This window comes from Mesobacillus boroniphilus JCM 21738, assembly GCF_000517385.1.
GTDB lineage: Bacteria > Bacillota > Bacilli > Bacillales > Cytobacillaceae > Mesobacillus > Mesobacillus boroniphilus.
In genome coordinates this window covers 24,612-31,590 of sequence record NZ_BAUW01000046.1, presented here as the reverse complement: position 1 = coordinate 31,590, position 6,979 = coordinate 24,612, and the positions used below count along the sequence as shown (strand labels likewise).

The 6,979-nt window shown below is 43.4% G+C and carries 6 protein-coding genes and 2 pseudogenes; 1 reads left to right on the top strand and 7 read right to left on the bottom strand.

Annotated elements, in window-relative coordinates:
- Window positions 1-267: 267 nt before the first annotated feature.
- From JCM21738_RS13250 to mce, 3 genes and pseudogenes are all read right to left on the bottom strand, one after another.
- Window positions 268-1,389, bottom strand: a complete 1,122-nt coding sequence (locus JCM21738_RS13250) for a tripeptidase T (protein WP_023627416.1) — start codon at window positions 1,387-1,389, stop codon at window positions 268-270.
- 74 nt (window positions 1,390-1,463) lie between these two features.
- A pseudogene (locus JCM21738_RS13245) lies at window positions 1,464-3,012 on the bottom strand (acyl-CoA carboxylase subunit beta).
- A gap of 18 nt (window positions 3,013-3,030) precedes the next feature.
- Window positions 3,031-3,426, bottom strand: a pseudogene (gene mce / locus JCM21738_RS13240) (methylmalonyl-CoA epimerase); the annotation flags it as partial.
- Between the two features lie 167 nt (window positions 3,427-3,593).
- On the opposite strand from mce, the gene prli42 reads away from it, so the two are divergent.
- Window positions 3,594-3,800: a stressosome-associated protein Prli42 gene (prli42, locus tag JCM21738_RS27385; RefSeq protein ID WP_156315521.1), complete on the top strand. Its 207-nt coding sequence runs from the start codon at window positions 3,594-3,596 to the stop codon at window positions 3,798-3,800.
- Window positions 3,801-3,834: 34 nt separating this feature from the next.
- Here the strand turns inward: prli42 and JCM21738_RS13235 are convergent, their stop codons facing one another.
- The 4 genes from JCM21738_RS13235 to JCM21738_RS13220 form a co-directional block, all read right to left on the bottom strand.
- The gene (locus tag JCM21738_RS13235) at window positions 3,835-4,350 is read right to left on the bottom strand and encodes a L,D-transpeptidase (RefSeq protein ID WP_023627412.1); all 516 of its coding nucleotides are present in this window, start codon (window positions 4,348-4,350) and stop codon (window positions 3,835-3,837) included.
- 26 nt (window positions 4,351-4,376) lie between these two features.
- Complete coding sequence (locus JCM21738_RS13230) at window positions 4,377-5,366, bottom strand: aromatic acid exporter family protein (protein ID WP_023627411.1); 990 nt, start codon at window positions 5,364-5,366, stop codon at window positions 4,377-4,379.
- A 212-nt stretch (window positions 5,367-5,578) separates the two neighbouring features.
- On the bottom strand, window positions 5,579-6,301 hold the full coding sequence (locus tag JCM21738_RS13225) for an amino acid ABC transporter ATP-binding protein (protein WP_023627410.1): 723 nt from the start codon (window positions 6,299-6,301) through the stop codon (window positions 5,579-5,581).
- On the bottom strand, window positions 6,294-6,953 hold the full coding sequence (locus JCM21738_RS13220) for an amino acid ABC transporter permease (protein ID WP_023627409.1): 660 nt from the start codon (window positions 6,951-6,953) through the stop codon (window positions 6,294-6,296). The genes JCM21738_RS13225 and JCM21738_RS13220 overlap by 8 nt, the downstream gene beginning before the upstream one ends.
- Window positions 6,954-6,979 lie beyond the last annotated feature (26 nt).

Below are 6,979 nucleotides of genomic sequence, written 5' to 3'. Positions count from 1 at the left end.
TTGGACATTTCGTGGGCTCACTCTTTCCGAAATGTCTATTAAACCTTGTTTATTGGACATTTCGAGGGCTTCCTCTTTTCAAAATGTCTATTAAACCTTAGTTATTGGACATTTCGTGGGCTCACTCTTTTTAAAATGTCTATTAAAACTCTTAGGCCACTTTTTCATAGGGCTTCCACAATATAATGGTGTTGAACATCCCAAATTGGATTTTATATTCTCCAAATAAAATAAACAAAGGGCTCCCCGCGGGAAGCCCTTTAATTCTTATTGTGCTGCTACTTCTTCAATCAACGCGATGACCATCTCGGCAAGCTTGTTAAGCTCTTCAATTGGCATTCTTTCGTTTGTTGTGTGGATTTCTTCATATCCTACAGCAAGATTGACTGTTGGTACGCCAAAGCCGGCAATGACGTTTGCATCGCTTCCGCCGCCACTGTGCAGCAATTCTGAGCTTCGGCCGATTTTTGCGGCTGCTTTTTTAGCAAGCTCAACGACAAGGTCGCCTTCGCCGAATTTGAAGCCAGGGTACATAACCTGGACATCGACATCTGCCTTGCCGCCCATTTCCTGTGCAGCTGATTCGAATGCTTCTTTCATTTTAGCCACTTGAGCTTCCATCTTTTCAGGAATAAGAGAACGGGCTTCTGCAAGGATCTCTACATGGTCGCAGACAATATTTGTCTGTGTACCGCCCTGGAAGCGTCCGATATTCGCAGTAGTTTCCTCATCAATACGGCCAAGCGGCATTCTTGCAACAGCCTTGGCAGCAATCGTGATAGCGGAAACACCTTTTTCTGGGGCAACACCTGCGTGAGCAGTCTTACCATGGATGACAGCTGCTACCTTTGCTTGCGTTGGGGCTGCAACAATAATGTTTCCAACCTTACCATCACTATCAAGCGCATATCCATATTTCGCTTTTACCAAAGAATAATCCAATGCTTTTGCGCCAACGAGACCTGATTCTTCTCCAACCGTAATAATGAACTGGATTGTTCCGTGCGGAATTGATTGTTCCTTCAGGACACGGATTGTCTCAAGCATGACCGCAAGTCCAGTCTTATCATCAGCTCCAAGGATTGTACTTCCATCAGACACAACATACCCATCTTTAATGGATGGCTTAACTCCCTTGGCAGGAATGACAGTATCCATATGAGAAGTAAAGTAGATTGTATCTACACCTTCTTTTGTGCCTTGTAAAGTACAGATCAGATTTCCTGCTCCATGGCCAGTTTGTGCCGTTGTATCGTCCTCGAAAACCTCAACTTCGAGGTCCTCGAATTTTTTCTTAAGGACACGCGCTATTTCTGTTTCATACTTTGTTTCAGAGTCAATTTGGACAAGTTCTAAAAATTCATCTAATAAACGTTCGTTATTAATCATCCTGGCCGACCTCCAATTATGTATCTACTATTAGAGTATAACGCTAATTGAATCCCAACACCAAACACAAAATCCTATAGCGGTATGTTGCCGTGCTTTTTGCCCGGCCTGTCTTCTTTCTTTGTCCGAAGCATTTCAAGCGACTGAATCAATTTGATTCGCGTTTCGCGAGGATCGATGACGTCATCGACCATTCCCTGGCTTGCAGCGACATATGGATTCGCGAATTTCTCACGATACTCATCAATCTTCTGCTGCCTTGTCTGTTCTGGGTTATCGCTGTTCTGGATTTCCTTTGCAAAGATAATATTGGCTGCTCCCTGTGGTCCCATTACGGCAATTTCGGCATTCGGCCATGCAAACACAAGATCCGCCCCGATAGATTTGCTGTTCAGGGCAACATATGCGCCACCGTAGGCTTTTCGTAAAATAACGGTTAGTTTCGGCACTGTTGCTTCTGAATACGCATACAGGATTTTCGCGCCATGACGGATGATACCGCCATGCTCCTGTTTGATGCCTGGGAAGAATCCGGTCACGTCTTCAAATGTAATAATCGGAATATTGAATGAATCGCATAACCTGATGAAGCGGGAGCTTTATCGGATGAATCGATATCAAGTCCGCCTGCCATCACCTTTGGCTGGTTGCAGACAAGGCCAACGACCTCACCTTTTATCCTTGCAAGACCGATGACGATATTTTTCGCGAAATCCTTTTGTATTTCAAGGAATGAATCTGTATCGACCACTTGCTGAATTACCTTGCGAACATCATACGGACGGACAGCGTCAAATGGAATGGCATCAGTCAGGTCTGGACGATAGTCATCCTTTTCATCTGCTTCAAGGCGCGGCGGCTTTTCTTCATAGTTTTGCGGCAGATAGCTTAATAGCAGCCTTACCTGCTCCAGAGTTTCTTCTTCTGACTGGCCATGGAAATGAGCATTGCCGCTGATCGTATTATGTACAATTGCACCGCCCAGATCTTCTGCGGAAATTTTCTCCCCGGTAACCGTTTCAATTACCTTTGGACCGGTGATGAACATCTGGCTTGTCTTCTCAACCATGAAGACAAAATCGGTAATCGCCGGTGAATAAACGGCACCGCCTGCGCATGGTCCCATGATTACGGAGATTTGCGGTATGACCCCTGAATAAATTGAGTTGCGGTAAAAAATATGGCCATAGCCATCGAGCGAAACAACACCTTCCTGAATCCTTGCTCCTCCGGAATCATTCAACCTACAAATGGGGCGCCATTTTTGGCTGCCAGATCCATGACATTGGCGATTTTCTTTGCATGCATTTCACCTAAAGCTCCTCCGAAAACGGTGAAATCCTGCGAGAACAAATAAATAGGCCTGCCGTTCACCTTACCGTATCCGGTTACAACTCCATCCCCAGGACCCTTCTGGTTCTCAAGTCCAAAGTCTGTGCTGCGATGCTGGATGAAAGGATTCAATTCCACAAAGCTTCCTGGATCAACAAGCAGTTCGATTCTTTCACGTGCTGTCAGCTTTCCTTTCTCATGTTGCCTCTCAATTCGCTCATCACCTCCGCCCAGTTCGATTTCCCTGCGGCGGTCATATAGTTCATTAATTTTTTCATAGATGTCTGGCATATTATTCAGCTCCCCGTTTTTCTCGCAAAGTTCGTATAAAATGCTTCCTGTCGATTTTGGATGCATGAATGCGACAAGCGCTCCCCCGGCACCTTTTTTAGGAACATCCTGAATCATCCTGATGCCATTTTTTTTCATATCATTGATACGCTCCTGAATTGAATCAACACCAAGTGCAACATGGTGGATTCCTTCGCCACGCTTTTCGATAAAACGGGCGATGGCGCTTTCCTCAGATAAAGGTTCTAGGAGTTCGAGCTTCGTTTCCCCAGCTTTAAGAAAAGCTACTTTGACCTTCTCACTGTCTACTTCCTCAATCCCCAATAAAGGCAGTTTTAGCACATCTGTATAAAATGGGAGGGCATGCTCAAGAGATTTGACAGCAATGCCGATATGGTCGACCTTTTTAATCATGTGATTCCCTCCAGATATTATTTAAATTTATTTAACCGTTTTAATATTCGACAAAAATGTCACAATTCCTTCTTATTTAATGTAGATTTATGATTGATTTTGAAATATGGATTGACATAATATCCAGTATCAGTTTTATACTACACTAACATATTAATCGTGGATTAATGGCAAAAATGTATCTCTTAAAAGGGTTGTTGAATTCATTAAGTGGTTGTAAAATAATAGTGATAGATAGCGTAAGCTTTGGAAGGGGGATTTCTATTATGCGTAAGCCAAATATCAGGAAGGTCGTAGTTTACATCATGCTTTTTACTATGCTCGCTTCAACTTCTTATGGGATTATCAACTTTCCTATAATAACTATAAAATAATCAAAGGGCTGTCAATTAAATTGACAGCCCTTTTTTATTCCCTGATTGCTCCATATTCTTTCCCTAGCTGTGTAAAGTCTTTAGAAGTGGAAGTAACCAGGATCTTTGTTCCTAATGGTATGTAATCGTACAATGATTCGACTGCCTCATTTTGAAGGCGGACGCAACCCTGGGAGATTTTTTTGCCGATGCTCGAGGGATCATTTGTTCCATGGATACCGTAGATACGGCCATCCGTATCCTCTGCGTCGAATCCAATCCACCTGCTGCCAAGAGGATTATTCGGGTCACCACCGGGAATATCTTTTTTACGGTAATATGGGTCAAGAGCTTTGACCGTGACAGTAAACAAGCCTTCGGGTGTCAGCTCCTCTGATTTACCAGTTGCTGCGCTGACTACAGTCTGGACTCTGTTCTCATTGATCAGCGCCACCTCATTCGTCTGTTTATTCACAATCACAAATGGATCTCCAGGCATCGGGTTGGTTCCCAGCGGCCAAATAGGCGAAAAAATGAAAGCTGCTAGAAGCATGGAAATAAACACTGGCATATTAATCCCTCCGTGGTCTATTTCCGTTAGTTTGTCACGGCAGCTTCAGATTTATCCTCACCCGTTTTCAATCCTTTAAATGACCGTTTCAACAAAAGGAACTGTTCCATTTCATTAACAAAATGAAGGAGTGCGGCTCTCGCTTCAAACTCTTCCCTTGTTTTAGGAAGCTCCATATTCTCAAACTCAGTTTTCATCCTCATTAATTTTTCCAAATAAATAAGTACTGTATTGCCAGGGTGAATCCCTCTTGAGAGCGACTCTACGAATTCTGCGACAATATTAGCCTGCTCGACATGCCTTGGAATAGAAGTGATGGATGGAAGTACTCTTTCAATGATTTCGAATTGCTTTTCCCTTATTCTGAAATATTGATAATAGAGATTTTCATCTCGTAAAAAATTGTTTTCAACATCCTGGATAGCAAGGCCTTTAGCTTGCTCAATTAGCCTTGCGGTCTCCGTCAGCTCTCTGCCGTCCCAGCTCGAATCCTGATTTTTAAGGTAGAGGACGATTTCACTGAAAATCTTCTTAAAGTGGGCTTCAATTCCTCTTTGGTACTCTTTCAGCTTATTATCGACACTTGGCATATACAAATTCATGATCAATGCGACACCAATCCCAATCGTAATGATTCCCAGCTCGTTCAATAATAGTGCTGCAGTTACTTTTTCAGCCGAGTATATATGCATGATGATGACACTGCTTGTGACTACGCCTTCCTTTGCTTTAAACATGACCACGGTCGGAATGAAAAACAGCAGTAACAACCCGATGACAAGCGGATGATAAGCAATTCCCTCAAAAAATACCGCTGAGAATGCCATAGCGATGATACAGGCCTGGAACCGATGCCATGAAGCCTGCAGTGAACGTTTCTTTGTCACCTGGATACAAAGAATTGTCAAGATACCCGCAGACACATAATTCTCCAAGCCAAGGTATTGGGCAATGATGATGGAGATCGCCGTCCCCAGCGCTGTTTTCAACGTCCGATAACCTATTCTGAATTTCACATTCTATCTCCTATCAGTAAAACTTAAGCTTCTCAATCTCGAATATCGCAATGCAAGTACATTCCCTTTTACCTAAGTTCGATCTGTGAAGGGAAAACGGGCAATGCAGCTTCCGTTTCACTATAAAATAAAAAGATGATCATACCTTTCTAGATATGATCATCCACTAGTTTATCAGATGCTTCACGCTATATAAAAGCAACGCATGTATTTTATAGCATTTTTTCGAGGAACTCTTTTGCCCTGCTGCTTTTAGGGCTGCTGAAGAATTCTGCTGGAGGGGCATCTTCAACAAGTACTCCACCGTCAAGGAACAGCACACGGTCCGCTACTTCACGGGCAAAACCCATTTCGTGGGTGACGATTGCCATTGTCATGCCTGTGTGTGCCAGCGACTTCATAACTTCGAGAACTTCTTTGACCATTTCCGGATCAAGGGCAGAGGTTGGCTCATCAAATAGCATGACTTCCGGATTCATTGCAAGTGCCCGGGCAATTGCTACACGCTGTTTTTGGCCTCCTGAAAGCCTGTTTGGATATTCATTTGCTTTTTCGGAAAGCCCAACCTTTTTAAGAAGTTCAAGTCCATGCTTTTCAGCTTCTGCCTTAGGCAATCCTTTAACCTTAATCGGTGCATATGTGATGTTTTGCAATACGGTCATATGCGGAAAGAGATGAAAATGCTGGAACACCATCCCGACATTTTTGCGGACTTTCATGATGTTCGTTTTTTTGTTGGTAATATCATCCGAACCAATAAAGATCTGGCCGCTTGTCGGCTGCTCAAGTAGATTTAAGCAGCGAAGGAAAGTCGATTTCCCTGAACCTGATGGCCCGATGATGGCAACAACCTCACCGTTTTCGATCGTGGTTGAAATCCCTTTTAACACTTCAAGCTTGCCAAAAGATTTGTGTAGGTCGTCTACTTTAATCACTCTGTCTCATTCTCCTTTCCACTACCTTGCCAATCATTGTCAAGGAGATGACCAATACGTAATAAATCAGCCCGGCAAAAATCAGCGGTTCAAAAAACCTGTATTGATCGCCGCCGACGATATAAGATCTGCGCATAATATCATCCACCGCAATGACGGTAACGATGGCTGATTCCTTTGTAAGTGTAATGAATTCATTCATCAATGCTGGCAGTATGTTTTTCATTGCCTGAGGCAGGATGATATCACGCATCATTCTCTCTCCAGGGACACCCAGTGCCATCGCGGCTTCTTTTTGCCCTTTATCGACCGCTAAAATCCCTGCCCTGATGATTTCTGAAATATAGGCCGCAGAGTTTAGGGAGAATGCTGCCACAGCAGCTGTATAGGAATCAATCTCGAATCCAATAAGCTGAGGCAGCCCATAATAGATGATCATCAATTGGAGAATTAACGGGGTTCCACGGAAAATCGATGTATAGGCATCCGCAAACCAATTAAGTGCTTTGGATTTACTGATTTTAAAAATCGCCAGGACAATTCCAAATGCAAAGCCCAGCAGACCTGCTACAATTACTATTTTCAAAGTGACGCCGATTCCCTTCAGAATATATGGCAATGAAGGAAGGATGGCGGTAAAATCAAGATTCATAGTCTTAACAGCCCTCTCTATCTATT

Excerpts from the sequence above, each read along its gene's own strand:
- JCM21738_RS13235 (WP_023627412.1), bottom strand. The coding sequence starts at position 4,350 with ATGCCAGTGTTTATTTCCATGCTTCTAGCAGCTTTCATTTTTTCGCCT.
- JCM21738_RS13220 (WP_023627409.1), bottom strand. The coding sequence starts at position 6,953 with ATGAATCTTGATTTTACCGCCATCCTTCCTTCATTGCCATATATTCTG.
- prli42 (WP_156315521.1), top strand. The coding sequence starts at position 3,594 with ATGGCAAAAATGTATCTCTTAAAAGGGTTGTTGAATTCATTAAGTGGT.
- JCM21738_RS13250 (WP_023627416.1), bottom strand. The coding sequence starts at position 1,389 with ATGATTAATAACGAACGTTTATTAGATGAATTTTTAGAACTTGTCCAA.